This window comes from Agrobacterium sp. SORGH_AS 787, assembly GCF_030819035.1.
In the GTDB taxonomy this organism is placed as follows: Bacteria; Pseudomonadota; Alphaproteobacteria; order Rhizobiales; family Rhizobiaceae; genus Agrobacterium; species Agrobacterium larrymoorei_B.
The window spans coordinates 1,410,566-1,429,146 of the sequence record NZ_JAUTBG010000002.1 but is presented as its reverse complement, the minus strand read 5'-3'; the positions used below and the strand labels follow the sequence as shown (position 1 = coordinate 1,429,146).

At 58.9% G+C, this 18,581-nt stretch carries 17 protein-coding genes; all 17 read right to left on the bottom strand.

Annotation, left to right across the window (positions count from 1 at the left end):
* Position 1 precedes the first annotated feature (1 nt).
* The 17 genes from QE435_RS16140 to QE435_RS16060 all read right to left on the bottom strand — a co-directional run bounded on the left by QE435_RS16140 (position 2) and on the right by QE435_RS16060 (position 17,920).
* Positions 2-2,053 carry a glycosyl transferase gene (locus tag QE435_RS16140; RefSeq protein ID WP_349041996.1) on the bottom strand — a complete coding sequence of 684 codons (2,052 nt, stop codon included), beginning with the start codon at positions 2,051-2,053 and terminating at the stop codon, positions 2-4.
* A gap of 246 nt (positions 2,054-2,299) precedes the next feature.
* Complete coding sequence (locus tag QE435_RS16135) at positions 2,300-3,139, bottom strand: MurR/RpiR family transcriptional regulator (RefSeq protein WP_306930985.1); 840 nt, start codon at positions 3,137-3,139, stop codon at positions 2,300-2,302.
* Positions 3,140-3,237: 98 nt separating this feature from the next.
* Complete coding sequence (locus tag QE435_RS16130) at positions 3,238-3,912, bottom strand: aspartate/glutamate racemase family protein (protein WP_349041995.1); 675 nt, start codon at positions 3,910-3,912, stop codon at positions 3,238-3,240.
* A 78-nt stretch (positions 3,913-3,990) separates the two neighbouring features.
* Complete coding sequence (locus QE435_RS16125; RefSeq protein ID WP_309772365.1) at positions 3,991-4,962, bottom strand: ABC transporter ATP-binding protein; 972 nt, start codon at positions 4,960-4,962, stop codon at positions 3,991-3,993.
* Entirely contained in the window at positions 4,959-6,020 is a 1,062-nt protein-coding gene (locus QE435_RS16120) for an ABC transporter ATP-binding protein (protein ID WP_349041994.1), read from the bottom strand. The genes QE435_RS16125 and QE435_RS16120 overlap by 4 nt, the downstream gene beginning before the upstream one ends.
* A complete protein-coding gene (locus QE435_RS16115) occupies positions 6,017-6,907 on the bottom strand; it encodes an ABC transporter permease (RefSeq protein ID WP_349041993.1) in 891 nt (296 codons plus the stop codon). Before QE435_RS16115 ends, QE435_RS16120 begins: the two co-directional genes overlap by 4 nt.
* A gap of 2 nt (positions 6,908-6,909) precedes the next feature.
* A complete protein-coding gene (locus QE435_RS16110) occupies positions 6,910-7,863 on the bottom strand; it encodes an ABC transporter permease (protein WP_306930974.1) in 954 nt (317 codons plus the stop codon).
* 75 nt (positions 7,864-7,938) lie between these two features.
* Positions 7,939-9,495 carry an ABC transporter substrate-binding protein gene (locus tag QE435_RS16105; RefSeq protein WP_349042881.1) on the bottom strand — a complete coding sequence of 519 codons (1,557 nt, stop codon included), beginning with the start codon at positions 9,493-9,495 and terminating at the stop codon, positions 7,939-7,941.
* A gap of 556 nt (positions 9,496-10,051) precedes the next feature.
* On the bottom strand, positions 10,052-10,435 hold the full coding sequence (locus QE435_RS16100) for a hypothetical protein (protein ID WP_306930972.1): 384 nt from the start codon (positions 10,433-10,435) through the stop codon (positions 10,052-10,054).
* Between the two features lie 14 nt (positions 10,436-10,449).
* On the bottom strand, positions 10,450-10,995 hold the full coding sequence (gene cheD, locus QE435_RS16095; RefSeq protein WP_306930970.1) for a chemoreceptor glutamine deamidase CheD: 546 nt from the start codon (positions 10,993-10,995) through the stop codon (positions 10,450-10,452).
* A complete protein-coding gene (gene cheY2, locus QE435_RS16090; protein WP_062425091.1) occupies positions 10,992-11,381 on the bottom strand; it encodes a chemotaxis response regulator CheY2 in 390 nt (129 codons plus the stop codon). Before cheY2 ends, cheD begins: the two co-directional genes overlap by 4 nt.
* On the bottom strand, positions 11,381-12,436 hold the full coding sequence (gene cheB / locus QE435_RS16085) for a protein-glutamate O-methylesterase CheB (RefSeq protein ID WP_349041992.1): 1,056 nt from the start codon (positions 12,434-12,436) through the stop codon (positions 11,381-11,383). Before cheB ends, cheY2 begins: the two co-directional genes overlap by 1 nt.
* Positions 12,433-13,341 (bottom strand): protein-glutamate O-methyltransferase CheR, encoded by a 909-nt coding sequence (gene cheR / locus QE435_RS16080; RefSeq protein ID WP_306930965.1) that lies wholly within the window; start codon positions 13,339-13,341, stop codon positions 12,433-12,435. The genes cheB and cheR overlap by 4 nt, the downstream gene beginning before the upstream one ends.
* 14 nt (positions 13,342-13,355) lie before the next feature.
* Positions 13,356-15,635 (bottom strand): chemotaxis protein CheA, encoded by a 2,280-nt coding sequence (locus tag QE435_RS16075; protein ID WP_349041991.1) that lies wholly within the window; start codon positions 15,633-15,635, stop codon positions 13,356-13,358.
* A 16-nt stretch (positions 15,636-15,651) separates the two neighbouring features.
* Positions 15,652-16,017, bottom strand: a complete 366-nt coding sequence (cheY1, locus tag QE435_RS16070; protein ID WP_062425087.1) for a chemotaxis response regulator CheY1 — start codon at positions 16,015-16,017, stop codon at positions 15,652-15,654.
* 2 nt (positions 16,018-16,019) lie between these two features.
* Positions 16,020-16,313 carry an STAS domain-containing protein gene (locus QE435_RS16065; RefSeq protein ID WP_306930960.1) on the bottom strand — a complete coding sequence of 98 codons (294 nt, stop codon included), beginning with the start codon at positions 16,311-16,313 and terminating at the stop codon, positions 16,020-16,022.
* Complete coding sequence (locus tag QE435_RS16060; RefSeq protein ID WP_349041990.1) at positions 16,313-17,920, bottom strand: globin-coupled sensor protein; 1,608 nt, start codon at positions 17,918-17,920, stop codon at positions 16,313-16,315. The genes QE435_RS16065 and QE435_RS16060 overlap by 1 nt, the downstream gene beginning before the upstream one ends.
* Positions 17,921-18,581 lie beyond the last annotated feature (661 nt).

Below are 18,581 nucleotides of genomic sequence, written 5' to 3'. Positions count from 1 at the left end.
TTCAAGCGGTGGCGGATGCTTGCGTCGTCCACAAGCGGTTGTCATGATGGATGGGCGAGAAAGCGTTCCAGTCCCGCAGCTTTTGAACGTAACGATCGCGGTAGGTTGCCTCATCGACGTATTCGAGGTTCTCCGAGACAAGCTCGCTGCCGATCTCGTAATAGACATCGAGATTGCGAAGATCGGGGACAGGCGTTTCACCCCGTTCGGCTTCGCCCTGCATCTGCCAGTATAGATCTTCGAGCCTTCGCGCGGTGCCAGGAATATCGCGCAGGACACTCGTCTCCCGTTCCGCTTCCAGCTTCTTCCTTACGGCCTTCAGGCTTGCAGGCGTCTTTGCAAAAGCAATCGCCTTGGCGACATAGTCCTCGGGGCCGGCGCAGATAAGCTCCGAACAACCCGTTGCGGCAACGACGCTGCTGCAGAAGCGCGCAGGGAAGGACTTGCCGGGGAATGTCAGAACCGGAAGACCGACCGTCAATGCATCCGCTGCGGTCGAGTGGGCGCCATAGGGGAACGTATCGAGGAAAAGATCTGCCACCGCGATGCGGGCAAGGTGCATAGCGTTTGCAGCTTTCGGCGCGAAGAGAAGCCGCTCCGGCGCAATCCCAGCCGCCTCTGCCAGATCGCGCAGGCGCTGATCGGTCTTGTCGCCACCGGTCAGGAGCCAAAGGATGCTGCCCGGGGTCTCGTTCAAAATGCTCATCCACTGCGTGAACGTGGAGGGCGTGATCTTCTGCATGCCGTTGAAGCAGGCAAAGACGAAAGCGTCTTCCGGCAAGCCAGCCTCCTGGCGCGACGGGCGTTCCGCGATAACCCGCTTGCGGTCAAGCGGCTGATTGCAGGCAATCCGCAGCACCTTTTCCGTATAATAGATTTCGCTCTCCTCCGGCACGATGACCTCGTCGGCAATCATGTACTGGTGGAAAGGCGTCGCCATTGAGCCCGGATAGCCGCAGAAATTGACGATGACGGGTGCGGGACGATAGGCGAAAATCTTGGTGCGGGCATGCTTGGTGTAACCGTTGACGTCGATCAGAATATCGATCTCGTCGCTGGCGATCTGCCGGGCGGCGGCTTCATCGGAGAGCTTGGCGACGTCGCGCCAGCAATCGACGACCGCTTTCATCCGCGCCTGTGTCGGATCGTTCGCAACCGCTTCGCCGCAGTAATAGGCGTAGATTTCGACACGCGCCTTGTCATGCAGTTCCAGCACTTCCCTCAGTGCAAAACCGACCGCGTGATCGCGCAGGTCCGACGACACGTAACCGACACGCAGCCTTTGGCCGGTGCCCGTTTTCTGCCGGACGGTGGGCCGGGGGAAATCTCTGATATCCGGTCGCCCGACGAGCGTCTTGCCGTATTGATGAGCGTTGGCCAGTTGGAAGATCGGATCGTCGGCATAGCAGCCAAGCGTCAGCGGCGGCATGGCATCAATCATCTGCCGCTGAGTGACGTGAATAGACGGCGTGAGGACTGGCCACTTGCATTGCCGCTGGCGCAGAGCGCTCCAATGCTGTCCCGATTCAAGTTTGTGCGGGCGAAGTTCCATGGCCTGCCAAAGAGCTGCCTCCGCCTCCTCCATCAGTCCGGCATTTTCCATCACGCGACCGATGTGCTGCAGCGCCAGGTGGCGATAGAGAAGCTGATCCGGCGTCGTCTCAGATGTTTTCTCCGCAAAGCCCTGCCACTGCTGAATGGCAAGCGTCGCCATCCCGGCATCCTCATAGGCAAGGCCGAGATTGATATGGGCGGGACCGAACATCGGATCATGTTTCAACGCCGCCTGCATGGCGGTGATGGCGCCTGCAACATCGTCCATCTGCCGCAACAGAACGGAGAAATTGAAGCAGACCATATGCTGGCCAGGATGCGGCTCATTGAAGGCGATCCAGGTCTTGTAGAGTTCTGCCGCCTCTTGGCGTTGACCTTGCGCTGTCAGCGTTTCCGCGAATTTCAGCAGGTCCACCAGCGAAAGGCGCTGGGTCCTTGCAAGCTCCAGCAAGGTCGGGAGGAGCGAATTCTGGACCGTGCCGCCAATCGATGCATTCATTGCATTCAGAACCTTCAAACCGGCCGCACCGCCGGAGGCGGCACCATGGCCGTGATAGACTGGAGATCAATTATACAATGAAGCTTGTGCGGCGCTTTACGCCTGGATGGCGGAAGATACAGCCTTCGCGCCGGAGAAGCGCCCAATGCGCGATGTCATTGGCGAGGCTTTTAATCACGGGATTTGCCTGGAATTTCACACGGAAAACGCATCAAATGACGATGGCCGCGCCGCCCCAGGAAGCTCTCACAACTCATCGAGGCTATCGTTCAGCGTCTCTATCTTGCGCAAGCGTTTGCGTCCAGAAAGGCCGGCTTTTTCAAGACAACGCGTGATCAGCAAATGGCAGAGCGCCATGACAGCCGTGTGGTTGAACAGCGGGCCCGGCGCGAGTGTCTGGCATCGGAAATGCCAGGTGGCGCCGCTATGGCCGGGAGCCCCTTCGTCGGTCACATAGATGAGCTTGGCCTCCGACGCCCTGACATGGTCAAGGATGATATCGATCTGGGCCACGCGACGTCGCATGGCAAACATCACGACGATATCGGATTCCTGCATACTGGCGAAATATTCACCGAGTGTCTGGCCGGGGCCGGGTATGACAACGATATGTTCAATGACCTGCGTCAGTTGCCATTGCAAATAGGCAGCGAAAGGCTGGCTGCTGCGAAATCCGATCACCCAGACTTTACGCGCCTGAAGCAGACAATCGGCGGCACTCTCTATCTGTCGGTCAGATATGGCAAGAAATGTCGCCTCGATGTTTGCAATGTCTTGCGCAGCATGCGCTTGAACCGACTGCATCGTTTCACTGTCGTCGGAGCGTTCTAGGAAGAGGCGCGAGCCGGTCTGCTTCTCCTCGCGCGCATGACGCCGCGCCTCCTCATAATTGTCGTATCCAAGCCGTTGGATAAAGCGCGTGACGGTCGCTTTCGAGACGTGCGCCAAGGCAGCGAGCTCTTGGGCGGAATAGCTGGCAAGCTCGCCGGGGAAATCGCAGATGAATTCGCCAATGCGTTTTTCAGCAGGATGCAGGTCCGGAAGCGCTTGCCTCACTCGAAACAGAAACGATTTTTCCTTTACCACAGCGTGCTCCGGCAAACGGGCGATGGGTGACTTTCCGCTGCCCGCACGAAGCTTGCAACAAAAAACGACGCGCCGATAAAGACGCTCGAGAGGCAGGCTCAACCATGGACGGTCGATGACTGCCCTTCAGGAAGCGCTCGAACCATCCACTCCACCGCCGACCTGATCGGCGCGATGACTGGAGCGGGAAAGATGCGCTGCAACGCTTCCGCTGCCTGTCCGAGAGGTCCCCCGCCAATAATCACAGCCTCAGCCCCATCCTCTTCGAAACATTGACGCACGGCGACTTCCAGCGCTGCAAGCAATGCGTCGGGTGTGGAGGCGAGCTGCTGCGGATCGCCTGCCGTCAGCCGCGTTCCGGTAAACAGAGATGCGACGCCAAGAGCCTTTGCCTTGGCAAAGAAACTCTCCACGAGGTCCGGCGTGACTGTGGCAATGCCGAAACGCCGCCCGTGAGCGGACGCTTCCATCATGCTTGCCTGACATATGCCAACACATGGCAAGCCAGACATATCGGCAAGCCGCTCTAACCCCGGATCGCCGAATGCGCAGACAATGAGGCCATCACAGCGACCGGCAAGCTCCAATCCCATGGAAATCACGCCGTCTTCGGCAGCCGCGAGCTCTTCCTCATCAAGGATCATCGATACCCCTCGCCTCGCCGTCAGACCTTCAATAACAAAGCCGTCCGGCAGGTAGAGACGCGCAATATCCGTCATCATCGCAGTGGTTGCCTGCGATGTGTTGGGGTTGATCAATCCTATGCGTTTCATGATTTTCGAGGTGCCGCCAAGACACCCGCCCTTCTCAATCCGGTCTGTTTTTAAGCCAGCATCCCCATGCAGAGACGATCAATGTGCGAGAACACAGGCCACTTGCGTATCGGCAGATAGCGGCACAAGCGGAGGGACGCGCGAACGACACTCTTCCCGCACCAACTCGCAGCGCGGCGCGAAGGCGCATCCCGGCGGCATGGCTGCAAGATCCGGCGGCGCGCCGGGAATGGTAATCAGCCGGTCGCGACCTTCGGCCAGCTCAACGCGCGCGCCCAGCAAGCCCTTGGTATAGGGATGGTGCGGATTTCGGATAAGATCGCCGACACGTCCTTCCTCGACGATACGTCCGGCATACATTACGGCAATGCGGTCTGCGACTTCCGCTGCAACGCCGATATCATGCGTCACGAAGATGACCGAAAGGCCATATTCCTTCTGCAACTCGCGGATCAGCAGCAATATCTGAATCTGTACTGTCGCATCGAGGGCCGTAGTGGGTTCGTCTGCCAACAGCACCTTCGGATTGCAGGCAAGCGCCATGGCAATCATCGCACGCTGCAACATGCCGCCCGACATTTCATGCGGGTAATTGGCAAGGCGCCGCTCCGGCGAAGGAATGCGAACCTTCTGAAACAGAGCAAGGGCGCGTTGCTTTGCGACAGCGTGCGAGACGTTCTCATGGCGCATGATGGTCTCTTCGATCTGGCTGCCCACCGTATAGACCGGATCGAGCGCCAGACGCGGTTCCTGAAACACCATGGAGACCATGGCGCCCCTCATATCGGACAGGGCGCGACTGGAAAGCCCCATAATGTCGCGCCCGTCGACCGACATGGCGCCTTCGATAAGGGTTCCCTTGGGATGAAGCCGCAAAAGCGAGCGCATCGTCACGCTCTTGCCTGAGCCGGATTCCCCCAGCAGGGCCACCACCTCGCCTGGCTTGACGACCAAGTTGACGCCGTTGACGGCCTTGACGGATTTGCCGCCACGCCGAAACGTGACCGACAGGTTGCGAATATCAATCATATTGTCGTTCTGCATCGTCATGCCTCCGTCAGCACTGGTGCACGGCTGTGGCCGGAACCGGGTTTTGCCATCAGGCAGGCGGCTGCCTGACTCGGCGACATCTCGGTCAGCGGCGGCACTGAGCGTTGACAGACATCCTCAGCAAAGCTGCAGCGGGTGTGGAAGCGACAGCCGGAAGGCGGATCGATGGGGTTGGGAGGATCACCGGTGAGCGGCGGCGCTTCCGTGCGTTCTGCGGGGTCGATTTTCGGCATTGAGGCCAGAAGCGCTGCCGAATAGGGGTGACCGGTATTGTCGTATATGGCGTCACGGCTTCCGACCTCCGCCACCTTGCCGAGATACATGACCATGACCCTATCGCACATGAAGCGAACGACATTGAGGTCGTGGGAGATGAACAGATAGGTCAGGCCGAAATCGCGCTTGAGGTCGAGCAACAGGTTGAGCACCTGCGCTTCCACCGATTTGTCGAGGGCCGAGACAGCTTCATCCAGGATGACGAGGCGCGGCTTGAGCGCCAGAGCGCGGGCGATGTTGACACGCTGGCGCTGACCGCCGGAAAGCTCATGCGGATAGCGCCCGGCAAAACGCGATGGCTCCAAGCCAACGCGGTGCAACAGATCATGGGCTGTGGCAATCGCCTTTGTGGCCGGTGTGCCATGAACCTGCGGTGCGAAGGCGATGGATTCCTCGATCGTCAGTCTAGGATTGAGCGAAGCGTAACTGTCCTGAAATACCATCTGCACCTGACGGCGGTAGGCGGAAAGCGGCAAGGCGCCGCCGACCGTTTCGCCGTCGAAGAGGATTTCACCCTGGTCGGGTACGATCAGTTGCATGAGAAGCCGTGCCGTCGTCGATTTGCCGCAACCGCTTTCACCGACGACGCCCAGTGTCTCGCCCTTCAGGATATCGAAATCCACGCCATCGACGGCGCGCACCACCTTCCTCGGCTTGAGGAAACCGCTTCCTTTGACGGGAAAGTGCTTCAGAAGCCCACGGGCGGAAATCAGCGGCTGAACCGGGCCGCCCCTTTCTCCGATGGGCAGTTCAAGGCTTGGTGTTCCAACGACTTTCATCATGCCTTCACGTCCATGGCTGTGCGCAGCCCGTCTGAGAAAAGGTTGAAGCAGATCGAGGTGATAAAGATCATCACGCCGGGCAATGCCGCAACGAGTGGGTTGGTATAGATGGCAGTGCGCAGCGTGTTCAGCATCAGCCCCCATTCGGCATCCGGCGGACGCACGCCAAGCCCGAGGAAGGAGAGACCCGACGCAAGGATCATCGATACGGAAATCAGGCTCGTTGCGAAGACGAAGATCGGTCCGAGCACGTTGCCGAGAATATGGACCCTGACGATGGTGAAGGCGGGAGCCCCCGAGGCGCGGGCGGCATCCACATAGTCCAGCTTGCGGACTTGGGTGGTGACGCTTTCTGCGACACGGGCGATCTGCGGGATGAAAACAACCGTGAGGGAAACGAGCGCATTGGTCAGGCCGGAGCCAAGCGCGCCGGACAGCGCAACCGCCAGCAGCACCGAAGGAAAGGCGTAGAACACGTCGATGGTCCGCATGATCAGCGTGTTGGTCACCCCGCCCGCGTAGCCGGCGATAATGCCGATCGCCGAACCGATGACAAAGGCGATGGGTACGGGGATGACGCCCATGAGAAGCGACAGCCGCGCGCCGTAGATGAGGCGTGAAAGCATGTCACGTCCAAGCTCGTCGGTGCCGAGGATATAGCCGGGTGTGCCGATGGGCTTGAGCCTGCGGATCACGCTGCCCTTCGCCGGATCGTAGGGCGCCAGATAAGGCGCGAAAATGGCCATGAGGATGAGAAGAAGGAGGATCCCAAGCGCCACCATGGCAACGGGATCACGACGCAGCCGCGTCAGAACGCCGCTCCAGAAGCCGGGAGACTTGGCGATTTTCGCGACGGGAACTGCGGATGCTTCGGCTATTGCGGCCATTGTCAGCTCCTCTGGATGCGCGGATCGATGGCGCTTTGCAACACGTCGACAATGAGATTGAGAACGACGAAGAACATGGCAAGCACGAGGATGGTGCCTTGCAGGATCGGCAGGTCACGGGTGAAAATCGCGCCGTTCAGCAGGAACCCGGTACCCGGCCATGAGAATACGGTTTCGATGAGGATCGAGCCGCCGAGAAGATAACCCAGTTGCAGACCCATGACAGAGAGAGCGGTCGGGGCGGCATTGCGCACCACATGGCGCAGAATACGCCCGCTCATCAGGCCCTTGGCAGCCAGTGCCAGCGTAAAGTCCTGCGCGTATATGTCTGCCACCAGCGAGCGAATGGTGCGGGCGATGATGCCCATGGGTATAACGGACATGGTGACCGCCGGCAGCACCAGATACTGGATGTAATCCCAGCTGAAACTGCGGCCGGCAGACCCACCCGGTCCGCCTCCCATCGCCGGAAGCCAACCGAGCGTCACGGAAAAGGCGATGACCAGCACCATGCCGAGCCAGTAGTGCGGTACGCTGACGCCAAGCATCGAGATACCGGAGGCGATGCGATCGACCCATCCGCCGCGAAACACGCCGGCGAGAAAGCCGAGGGTCGCTCCACCCACAAACCCGATCACCGCCGCAGACACGGCGAGAATGATCGAATTGATGGATGCGTCGATAATCTCGCCGAGAACAGGCCGTCCCGTAGCGATCGAGGTGCCGAGATCGCCATGCAGCGCATGCCACATCCAAATCGCGTATTGTAAAGCCAGGGGACGGTCCAGACCGTAGAAAGCGCGCATTTGCGCCTGCATCTCAGCCGAAGCATCCGACGGAAGAATGGCGGCCAGTGGATCTCCGGGAGCGATATGGATGAGCATGAAACAAACCATGCTGACGCCAATCGCCACCGGGATGACGTGCAGCAGTCGCTTGAGCGCGTAGAGAAGCATGAAATCCTCTTGGTCTTCGTGGCAAAGATCGGAAACGGCAGGCCGGGCAACAACCCGGCCTGCTATCGCTTTGGATCAGGGATCGACGGTGACCGGCGAGAAGTCCTGGAACCAGTTCTGTGCCTGCACGAAGCCCTTCACCTTTTTCGACATGGCGCGTGGGTTGACGTCATGCGTGACCATCAGGAACAGCGCTTCATTGACGTATTTTTCGTGAATCTTTCTCAGCACCTTGTCCTGTTCCGCTGCGTCGAAGGTGTTGCGCACTTCGGCGAACAGCGCATCCATTTCGGGGTCGCAGTAATAGCCCCAGTTCGTGCCATTCGGCGGAGCAAGGTTGCACTGCGATTGACGGATCAGCGCGGTGAAGGGGTCCTGAATGAAGTAGCTGTAGTTGACGGCGGTGGCACCCTTCGCGCTTGGATCCTTGGCTCCGGCGCGCCAGATGTTGATGACCGTATTCCAGTCCGCAACCTCATATTCGACGTTGATGCCGATTTCCGCCAGCGTCTGCTGGATATATTCGTTCATGGCCAGCGGCAGCATCTGCCCAGAGCCCGAGGAGGAGATGACGACCTTGGTGTTGATCGGCTTGTCTGGACCGTAACCGGCCTCGGCCATCAACTTCTTGGCCTCCTCGATATTGTATTCCAGCTTGAATGTCGGATTGCCGAACCACTGATGGCCGGGCGGCAGGTATCCCTGTGCCGGGACGGAAAGACCGCCGAGCAGCTCGTTGATCCCCTCGCGGTCCACGGCAAGATTGGCGGCCTTGCGAACGCGCACGTCGTTCCAGGGCGAACCTTCGACACGCGACAGGTGCCAGGTCCAGTTATGTGGATAGGAATTGGTGACGATGTTGAAGCCCGCTTCCTTCAGGGATTTGACGGAATCGGGCGCTGGCGCCTCGATCCAGTCGACCTGACCGGAGCGCAGGGCGGCCACACGGGTATTGGGTTCGGGAAGAGGCACGAGAACCAGCTTGTCCAGCTTCGGCACGCGCGCCTTGTCCCAGTAGTCCTTGTTCGGCGTCAACTCAGCACGCTCACGCGGCGTAAAACCGTTTTCCAGCTTCCATGGTCCGGTACCGGATGGCTTCTGGGCGACGGCATCCCAGTTCTTACCCTGTGCTTCCCAGTTCGCGGGCGAGGACATGAGGATCCAGCTCAACTGATAGGGCAGCGTCGCATCGGGCGTTTTGGTGGTGATTTCAACCGTCAGCGGATCGATGACCTTGTAAGAGGCCACGGCGGGAATACGCGATTTGCCCTGCGCCGACTGGCGCTTGTCAAACTGCGGTGAATCCGGCACGAGAATCTTGTCGAGGTTCCAGACGACAGACGCCGCATCGAAATTGCTTCCATCGTGGAACTTCACGCCGTCGCGCAGTTTGAATGTCCACTTGGTCTTGTCAACGGGGTCCACGGACCAAGATGTGGCAAGGGACGGGATGAGGGTCGATGGTTTGTCGGCGCTCGACAGGTCCCATTCGATCAGAGCGTTGTAAAGCGTGTAGCCCATGAAACGCTGGCCCTCGCCGCCCTGATCGGTCTGCCCGGTGGTCAGGGGTATATCAGAAGCCGTCATGCCAATGCGGAGCGTCCCTTCGGCCAAAGTTTCGCTTGCGGTCATGGCCAGAAACGCCAATGCAGCAGAGCCCATCAACCGGGCGCGGCGCAATTTCTCGATAATGCCCGCAGCTCCGGGTGCTTTTCTGAAATCGTGTGTCATGCGTTCCCTCTCGTTCGATACGCTGAGTATGTCTCAGTCGGGATACGCAATGCAGGTTTCGTGCCAGATTACATGAAACTGTAGTTTCATATGTTTTTCAAAATGTTACGTTTCCGCTGCATTCCCACGAATGCTCAGCGTCCAAAAAACCTGCTGTCATCGAATGCGGCGGGAAGAAAGAATGCCTAAAAAGGGCTTCTTAGACAAAGAAGCTCAGACATCTGTCACAGGCGCGGATTTTACGGCGCTCGGGATTGTGCAAGCCGCTTCCGGCTTAGTGACGGATAACGCACCGTGAATTATGCGATGCGGCCCAGGGGCTGGCTTCGATCGAGGAAAGACCTTGTTTTCCTGCCCAACGGCATCGACCCGAAAATCGGAATCGATTGTCGGAAAAGAACGATGCGTCCTTCAAAAGCAATAGGCGTCCTTGTGCTTCAAAAGCATGCACGCCGCTCTAAAACAGATCGAAGTCGCCGGATGCCTTGTCGATCGGCTGAGAGTGTCCGTGACGCAGGCCAGCGCCAAGTGCCTTCTGCATTTCGGCGAGCTTGACGAGGCTGAGAGCCGTCGTCACGTCAACGGCCCATTCGGCCGGAATGGAGCCCGTGATGGTATCGATGAACTCTGCAAGTCCTCGGGCCTTCTGGACGGCAAGATCGATGCCCTGCAAGAGCTTCAAGCCGTCATCGGTGACCGCACCGTTGGTGGCCTCCAGAAGCTGCGGCTCGATGCGCTCAATCAGATAGGCAACATCATGCAGTTCTGAGACGACCCGCATCAGGATCGTGGGCAAAGCCTCTTCAAACATTTCAGGTCCAGCACGCTCAGCGATATGCATAGGCAACTCCGTTGTCAAAAAAACTCGATATCGCTTGCCGCCGGCTTTGCAGCCGGAACCGGACGGGTTTCCATCGCGACGGTCTTCTGGGTTTCGGCACCACTCAACGGGTGCTGGCGCGCTCTGCCCGAAACCGGCCAGAACTCCACCTTTCGGCCAAGGTCTCCGCCCGTGGAGCTGCCGACCACCCGAATGCCTTCATCCTTCAAGAACTGCATCGCGAAGATTGCGTTCTGCTCCCCCACATTGGAGAAGCTGGCAATGGTCTTGGCGCCACCAAAGACCTTTGCTTCCAGACGATCACGGCGTGCCCCCTGCTTGAGCAAGCCGTTGATCAGAAGTTCCATGAGATGCACCCCGTAACGGGTCGCATCTCCACCCCCCATACCCCCTGTACCCGGCAGCAGAAAGTGATTCATGCCGCCGACGCCCGCAACAGGGTCTCTGAGACACGCAGCCACGCACGAGCCGAGGATGGTCGACAGGACCACATCGGGATCATTGGCGATCTTATACTCGCCCTGAATTATGTGTACGCGCTTGGCTGCGGTTTCGATCATTTCAGCGATCCAAATACGGCTTCAATCGCCGCCCTCATCTTGTCGATCGAAAATGGCTTGGCCAGCACGTTGTTGGCGCCAAGCTGGGCAGCCTTCTGCACCAGAGCGCGGTCTCCCTGCGCGGTCAGAATGATGAAAGCGGCCTTCTTCGTCGACGGATTCGTGCGAACCGCCTGAAGGAAACCGAGGCCATCCATCTTCGGCATGTTGAAGTCGGAGATTACCAGATGGTGCGGCTGCTGCTCCATGATCTTCATGCCCTGCTCACCGTCACCGGCGGCAGTGATTTGCTTGAAGCCAAGCTGCGTGAGCGCGTCACTCAGCAACAGGCGGCTGGTGACCTGATCGTCAACGATCAACACTTTTATCTTTTCTGCGAGAGACATTAGTCAGAACCTTCTTTTCGGGCAGCAGTTAGTTTCAGAATTTCTTCGCCGATGGCGTTCAGCGGAAGTTGATGTTCGACAGCGCCAAGCTCGTAAGCCACGCGCGGCATTCCATAGACGACACAGGTTTTCTCGTTCTGGCCGACGGTGCGGGCACCGGCATGACGCATCTTCAAGAGGCCTGCCGCACCGTCGCGTCCCATTCCGGTCAGGATGGCACCGACAGCGTTGCGACCGGCCAGTTCGGCCACTGAATCGAACAGAACGTCTACCGATGGCCGATGGCCATTCACAGGCTCCCGTTCGATCAGTCTGCAGCATGGCGCGGCATGATTAACAACCTGCAAATGGCGGTCACCGCCAGGGGCGAGATAGACCTTACCGGTCTGAAGCCGCGCGCCATCCGTCGCCTCTTCCACCACGGGTGCGCAGAGCCGGTTCAAGCGCTCGGCAAAGCTCTTGGTGAAGGTCGGCGGCATATGCTGGGTAATCACCGTCGGCGGGCAATTGACCGGAAACTTCTGCAAGACGGCGATCAGCGCTTCGACGCCGCCGGTGGAGGAGCCGATGGCAACGATCTTGCGACCGACGCTGTAATTGGTGACCGCAGCCGGTGGTGATGCGGCCGGCCTCTCGGCGGCGACGCTGCGATAGGTACGGTGCTGCGAGCGGGCGGCTGCCTTCACCTTGTCAGCAAGATCCGGAAAGGGCTGGGCATCGCCCGGCACCGGCTTGCCGACACAATCGAAAGCGCCAATTTCAAGCGCTGCCAGAGAAGCATCCGCGCCGCGATGGGTCAGCGTGGAAACCATTATGACCGGCATGGGGCGCAGGCGCATGATCTTGTCGAGAAACTCAAGCCCGTTCATTTCAGGCATCTCGATATCCAGCGTCACGACGTCCGGATTGAGTTCCTTGATGGCAGCACGCGCTTCCATGGCGTTGCCAGCCTGACCGATGACCTCGACATCGGGGTCAGAGTCGAGGACGGCGGAGATCAAGCCACGCATGGTGGGAGAATCATCGACTACGAGAACGCGGGCGGGCGTACTCATGCTCGCCTCCCGGCAGACTTACCGATGAATTTGTAAGTCGTGATGCCAGTATTGTCGAACAGCTCCTTGGCTTCGCCGGAAACGCGTTCGGAATGACCGATATAGAGATGACCGCCTTGCGGCAGCAAACCGGCAAAACGCGACCAGATCTTCACCTGCGTCGGCTCATCGAAATAGATGACGACGTTGCGGCAGAAAATCACGTCGAAGCCGCCCTTGAACGGCCACTGTGCCATCAGGTTCAGTTCGTTGAAGGTAATTAGACGCTTGACCTTGTCGCTGATCTGATGCTTGCGCCGTCCAGTAGCATCCACTTCCTGGAACCATTGCTTGCGCATGGCGGGAGTTACCGTTTCCAGTGCACCATCGTCGTAAAGGCCAGCCCTCGCCTGGGCGAGAATCTTGGGGTCGATATCGGTTGCCAGAATTTTGAAGTCGTAATCGGCAGCATTCGGGAAGAGCCCGAGCACCGTCAGGGCGATCGAATAGGGTTCCTGGCCATCCGAGCAGGCAGCGGACCAGATGCGCACGCGTCCGCCGCTCTTTGCCCGTGCGATGAGGCCCGGTAGAACCTCGTCGCGCAGGTGATCGAAATGGTGGTTCTCGCGGAAGAAGCGGGTGAAGTTGGTGGTGAGATGCGACAGCATCTCCCGGCGAGCCGCGGCACCCTGCTCCGAAGAGACCAGTGCGCAGTAATCCTTGAAGCCGGAAAGGCCGAGATTGCGGATATGCTTGGACAGGCGCGAATAGACGAGCGACGCCTTGGTATCATTGAGATAGATACCGGCATCCGCGTAGATCATTGCGGCGATATCCGCCAGGTCGCGACGCGTCAGCGGGAATTCTCCGCTGACGAGCACGTCATCCTGTGGTCCACGCTGTTCGTTGAACTTAAGCGCTGTCATTCATCACCAACTTTTCAGCCTGTTGCCGCGAGCGACATTTCTTGTTTCAGGGACTGGCCGCGCGAGGCGCCGACAACGGCATCCACGTCGAGGATCAGGGCGACGCGGCCATCACCAAGGATGGTTGCGGCAGCGATGCCCGGAACATGGGTGTAGTTGGCTTCAAGCGACTTGATGACCACCTGACGCTGCCCCTGGATGGCATCGACCATCAGGGCGCGCTGGCCGCCACCTTCGGATTCCACCAGAAGCGCCACGCCATCGACCGGGTTGGCCTGTGTGGCACGGAAGTTCAGGATCCGGCCGACATCCACCAGCGGGCAGAAGGAGTTGCGGATCGAGATCAGCCGCTGATTGGAGCCGAAGGAATGGATGTTCTGCGCTTCCGGCTGCAGTGTCTCGACGATCGCCGTCAAAGGCACGACCAGCGTCTGGCCCGCAACCGTGACCACCATGCCGTCGAGAACGGCCAGTGTCAGCGGCAGGCTCATAGTGAAGGTGGAACCGAGACCGGGACGGGACGAAATGCTGATGCGGCCACCGAGTGCCTGGATCGAACGCTTGACCACGTCCATGCCGACGCCACGTCCGGAAATGTCCGAAATCTTGTCGGCGGTGGAGAAGCCCGGTGCGAAGATGAGGTTATCGATTTCCTCATCCGTGAGGTTCGCATCGGCCGAAATCAGATCGTTGTCGATCGCCTTCTGGCGCACACGCTCACGGTTGATGCCGGCGCCATCGTCCTGCAACTCGATCAGGATGCGGCCCGAACGATGCTTGGCAGTCAGTTTTACGGTGCCTTCCGGGTTCTTTCCGGCGGCCTCGCGCTTTTCCGGCGTCTCAATGCCGTGGTCGACGGCATTGCGGATCATGTGGGTCAGAGGCTCGGCCAGCTTGTCAATGACCGTCTTGTCGACTTCGGTGTTTTCACCTTCGGTGATCAGGCGGATCTGCTTGCCGATCATGTCGGCAACTTCGCGGACGATACGCGACATGCGCTGGAAGACCGGCTTCACCGGCTGTGCGCGGATCGCCATGACGCTGTCCTGGATTTCGCGCGTCAGTTGCTGGAGCTCTTCCAGACCCATGTTGACGGCAGATGTACCCGTCGTGTCGTTTTCGATGACGCTCTGCGACAGCATCGCCTGGTTGATGACGAGCTCGCCGACGAGGTTGATCAGGCGGTCGACGCGGTCGAGATCGACGCGGATCGTCTGGCCAGCGCTCGCATTGTTGGCAGCGTTGGCGGCATTCGCCGCAGCAGCAGGCGACGCCGCCTCGCGCTTTTCGACGGCAGCGGCAACGGCCTGGGTCACTTCGGTTGCAGCCGATGCGGTGGCGACAGCCTTGGCAACGACCGGCTCGTCTATCGAGGCTGGCTGAACCGCAGGCTCCTCATGGACCTCTTCTTCCAGAACGGAAAGATCGAAGGGCACCGGGATCATCGGCAGTTCTTCATCGGCCGCCACTTCGTCTTCGGCCATCACGATGTCGAGTTCGCAATCCCACTCGGCAAATTCGAAGACGGAGCGGATGCCCTCTTCGCCCTTGTCGGTCTTGATTGTGATCTTCCAGAAGAAGTAGGCACCCTCCGGATTGATGTCATCGAGCGATGGCAGCGTGCTCATATCGCAATTGACGCTCATCTCGCCGATGCGGGCGAGATCGCGCAAAAGCAGAGCCGATTCATTGCCCTTGGAATAGAGGGCTGCCGACGGCTTGAAGGTGACATTGAAGGTCGGCGTTTCCATCAGCGGAATGGCCGCATCCTCGAAATCGCCGAAGGAGAAGGCGATCGGCTGGAAGCCGCTCTCATCTGTCGGAGCAGGTGCTGGTGCCGGCGGGGGCACGACGGCTGCTTTCGCTGTCGGCTTGGGAGCGGCCGGTTCAGCTGCAGATGGCGTGATCGTCTCACCGTTGGCCAGAGCCTCCAGTTCCTTGACGAGACCGCGGGTACGGCTTTCCTCGACGCTACCGCCGTCGCGGGCAGCGTTTGTCAAATCGGCGAGAACATCCGCCGATTTCAGCATCACTTTCAGGACATCCTGATTAGGATCGAGCTTGTTGGAACGAACGCAATCGAGCGTGGTTTCGAAGACGTGCGCGAAAGCCACCAGTTCATCGAGACCGAAAGCACCGGCTCCACCCTTGATGGAATGAACGGCACGAAAGACGGCATTTACGGTTTCCGGATCCCGGTCGCCGTCATTCAGTTTAAGAAGTCCCGATTCCAGTTCTGCGAGCTGTTCCTCGCATTCCTGGAAGAAGATTTCTTTGATTTCGTTCATATCCATCGTGAATGATCCCGTATCAGGCAGTTACACGTTCAATGGCATCGATCAGTTTTACGGGGTCGAAGGGCTTGACGATCCAACCGGTCGCGCCAGCCTGACGGGCACGGTTCTTCTTCTCGGCATCGCTTTCGGTGGTCAGAACGAGGATTGGAACCGCACGGTACTTTTCGTTGCGGCGAACGCCTTCGATGAAACCGAAACCATCAAGGCGCGGCATGTTGATATCCGTGACGATGACGTCCGGATTGCAACCTTCCAGAACTTCCAGACCTTCGACGCCGTCTTCGGCCTGAATGGTCTCGAAACCGGCATTGTTGAGCGTGACCAGCAGCATGTTGCGGATCGTGCGGGAGTCGTCGACTGTGAGAACTTTTTTCTTCATGACTATATCTCCTTCGGGAGCATATGATCGATATCGACACCGATCAGTTTAAGGGTTTTATCAAAGGCTTCAGAGGCCTTTGAAAATGTGAATTGCTTGCCATCAGCCTCCCAGGCCTTGATGCCAGCCATTAATATCTGGACGCATTGTGCGCCGACACGCTCGACCTCGGAGGCATCGACCGTAACCGGCTTGCCCCTGAGTTCTTTCAATTTTCCGTGCAAGACGGATGCTTGATTGAGGTCCAGCACAGGTGACAATTTCAGTGTCGAATGCGCTGCTGTCCTGCCTGCCATCAAATGACTCCTTGGCGTTTGTATTGTTGCTGCGCATGGCCGTAATCCATGCGCTCGGGGCGCATGACGGTCGCATTGGTTCTTCTCGGCTCCGGCGCGATAGCCTCGTCGGCGTAGGCCTGGCGGGCGATACGGAACTCACGCACCGTGCGGCCGAGCTCGAGAATGACTGTGTGAAGATCATCGGCTTCCGCAGCCGATGAGGACAGGCGATCGGCGGCGCGATGCGCGTCCGTGCCAATGGCGTCCAGTTCGACGGACACATGATTGAGATGACCGGAATGCTCGCCCGTGCGGCGCGCGACATCGCCGATCATGTCGCTGATACCGGAAACCTGACGCACCACGCCTTCGATCGCTTCCTGCGTGCGATGAACCATGCGCACACCTTCGTCGACCTGTGTCTTCGTGCCGTTGACAAGGTTCTTGATTTCGCGCGCAGCTTCGGCAGATCGCTGCGCCAGTGCCCGGACTTCCTGCGCGACGACCGCAAAGCCGCGTCCACTTTCCCCCGCGCGTGCGGCTTCGATGCCGGCATTCAGCGCCAGGAGATTGGTCTGGAAGGCGATTTCGTCAATAGAGCCAATGATGCGGCCGATCTGCTCTGCCGATTGCTCAATGTCCGACATGGCGCTAATCGCTTCGCCGACGGCCATGCCACTTTCGGTGGCGGCATTGCGTGCCTGCGAAACTGCCGATTCCGCAGCTGAAATACGGTCACTGCTGTCACGGACATCGTGGATCACCACACCGAGGCGCTGTGAGGCATCGCTGAGGCGGCGCGACTGTTCCGTCGATACAGTTGCGAGACCGGCATTTTCCCGCGACATCCGCTCGGTAACCGTGTGCGCTTTGTGAACGCTGTCGCGGGTGGCGGCCATCGAGTGACCGATCCGCTCCATCGCCGCGTTGAACGCTTCGGCGATCTCGCGATAGGCCTCTGGCAATTCGCCGCCGATGCGGGCCGTCAGATCGCCAGCGGCAAAGGCATTGAGTGCGTCGCCAAATAGCGTCACAACCTCGGCCTGATCGCTCTCACGCTGACGGGCAAGCTCTTGCGTGTGGCGGATGCGTAATTCGTTGAAACGGAGGGAGACGGCGATCTCGGTATCGACCATGACCAGGCGGATGACGGATTTCACCGCCTCGGCCAATTCCTGGTGGCGCTTGCGTGCGCCGGGCAGCAGCGAGCGCGGCGGATGCTGCGCAATCAAGCCTGCCAGCAGATTTTCCAGCACGACAGCGCGACCTGCGACGCTCCAGCGTGGATCAAGACCCATGCGGCTCTCGGTATCGGAGAGAACCTTGACGCGTTCGGCATAGAGCGCGTCGAAGCGTGCATCGGTCAGCACCGACCAGTGCGCCGTCTGCATGTCGTGCAGACGTTCGATCTGATTGTCGCTCTCGAAGGATGGCGAACAGTCCGGCAGGGACTGGAAGCGTACCATCAGGTCGCGAAGTCCCGCCTTCAGATGCGGTTCGAGCATGGTGCGGTAACGGCGCAGCAGATCGCACTGGTCCTGATCAAGACCAGCAAAACGCAATCGGCCAGCCAGACTACCGCCCGTTGCCCTTCGCGAATGATCTGTTGGCAGGTCCTGCCCCAAATGACGTCCCCAATGGTTCACCGGCTAGACCGGCAGATGACGGTTAAGAGAACGCCAGTATCCTTGAGGGATGTTCACGACATGGGCATCCGTTAACGGACGCCTCACAAGCGTTAGCTGAGCCTTCTGCAACCAAACGGAATACCGGATCAACCCGGTACGGCAGTGCGGCATCATGCCTGAAAGGAGAGTCGCTCCCCATTTCGCCGTGAAATACGAGTAATCTTTATGGTTAATTCCTTGCCTGAAGGTTAAGAATCTTAATTTCACAGCATGATTGTTAAAATATGTCATTGATTTTGGGGACGGGTCGGCGAGCGGAAAGTTTGGTTTCCAGCGTTCGCGATATCTCGCCGGTTTTTTATCTTTTTCGCCCTCGCGCGCTGGACAAGCCTTGCGCCATTACCCTAAGATAATCAATATGATATTTGCTTAGACGTGATGGCTCTACGCGTGTTACCCAACACTTTTGGGCGGTATTGCGGTGACATCACGCAGTGAAACACAGCGCTGGAGCATATCTGAAAGATCGCGACACGATTTAGCTGAGGCGACACACACGTAGGAGGTAACGATTTTGCCATGGATGGGACGACATCGCGGTCTTCCGCACCATCCTGTAAGGTTGATGAACCTCCTCGTCGCGGGCATGCTGGTTTTC

Bases quoted from the DNA above. Each gene is read 5' to 3' on its own strand.
- QE435_RS16140 (WP_349041996.1), bottom strand. From the start codon at position 2,053: ATGAATGCATCGATTGGCGGCACGGTCCAGAATTCGCTCCTCCCGACC.
- QE435_RS16130 (WP_349041995.1), bottom strand. From the start codon at position 3,912: ATGAAACGCATAGGATTGATCAACCCCAACACATCGCAGGCAACCACT.
- QE435_RS16125 (WP_309772365.1), bottom strand. From the start codon at position 4,962: ATGACGATGCAGAACGACAATATGATTGATATTCGCAACCTGTCGGTC.
- QE435_RS16120 (WP_349041994.1), bottom strand. From the start codon at position 6,020: ATGATGAAAGTCGTTGGAACACCAAGCCTTGAACTGCCCATCGGAGAA.
- QE435_RS16115 (WP_349041993.1), bottom strand. From the start codon at position 6,907: ATGGCCGCAATAGCCGAAGCATCCGCAGTTCCCGTCGCGAAAATCGCC.
- QE435_RS16110 (WP_306930974.1), bottom strand. From the start codon at position 7,863: ATGCTTCTCTACGCGCTCAAGCGACTGCTGCACGTCATCCCGGTGGCG.
- QE435_RS16105 (WP_349042881.1), bottom strand. From the start codon at position 9,495: ATGACCGCAAGCGAAACTTTGGCCGAAGGGACGCTCCGCATTGGCATG.
- QE435_RS16100 (WP_306930972.1), bottom strand. From the start codon at position 10,435: ATGCATATCGCTGAGCGTGCTGGACCTGAAATGTTTGAAGAGGCTTTG.
- cheD (WP_306930970.1), bottom strand. From the start codon at position 10,995: ATGATCGAAACCGCAGCCAAGCGCGTACACATAATTCAGGGCGAGTAT.
- cheY2 (WP_062425091.1), bottom strand. From the start codon at position 11,381: ATGTCTCTCGCAGAAAAGATAAAAGTGTTGATCGTTGACGATCAGGTC.
- cheB (WP_349041992.1), bottom strand. From the start codon at position 12,436: ATGAGTACGCCCGCCCGCGTTCTCGTAGTCGATGATTCTCCCACCATG.
- cheR (WP_306930965.1), bottom strand. From the start codon at position 13,341: ATGACAGCGCTTAAGTTCAACGAACAGCGTGGACCACAGGATGACGTG.
- QE435_RS16075 (WP_349041991.1), bottom strand. From the start codon at position 15,635: ATGGATATGAACGAAATCAAAGAAATCTTCTTCCAGGAATGCGAGGAA.
- cheY1 (WP_062425087.1), bottom strand. From the start codon at position 16,017: ATGAAGAAAAAAGTTCTCACAGTCGACGACTCCCGCACGATCCGCAAC.
- QE435_RS16065 (WP_306930960.1), bottom strand. From the start codon at position 16,313: ATGGCAGGCAGGACAGCAGCGCATTCGACACTGAAATTGTCACCTGTG.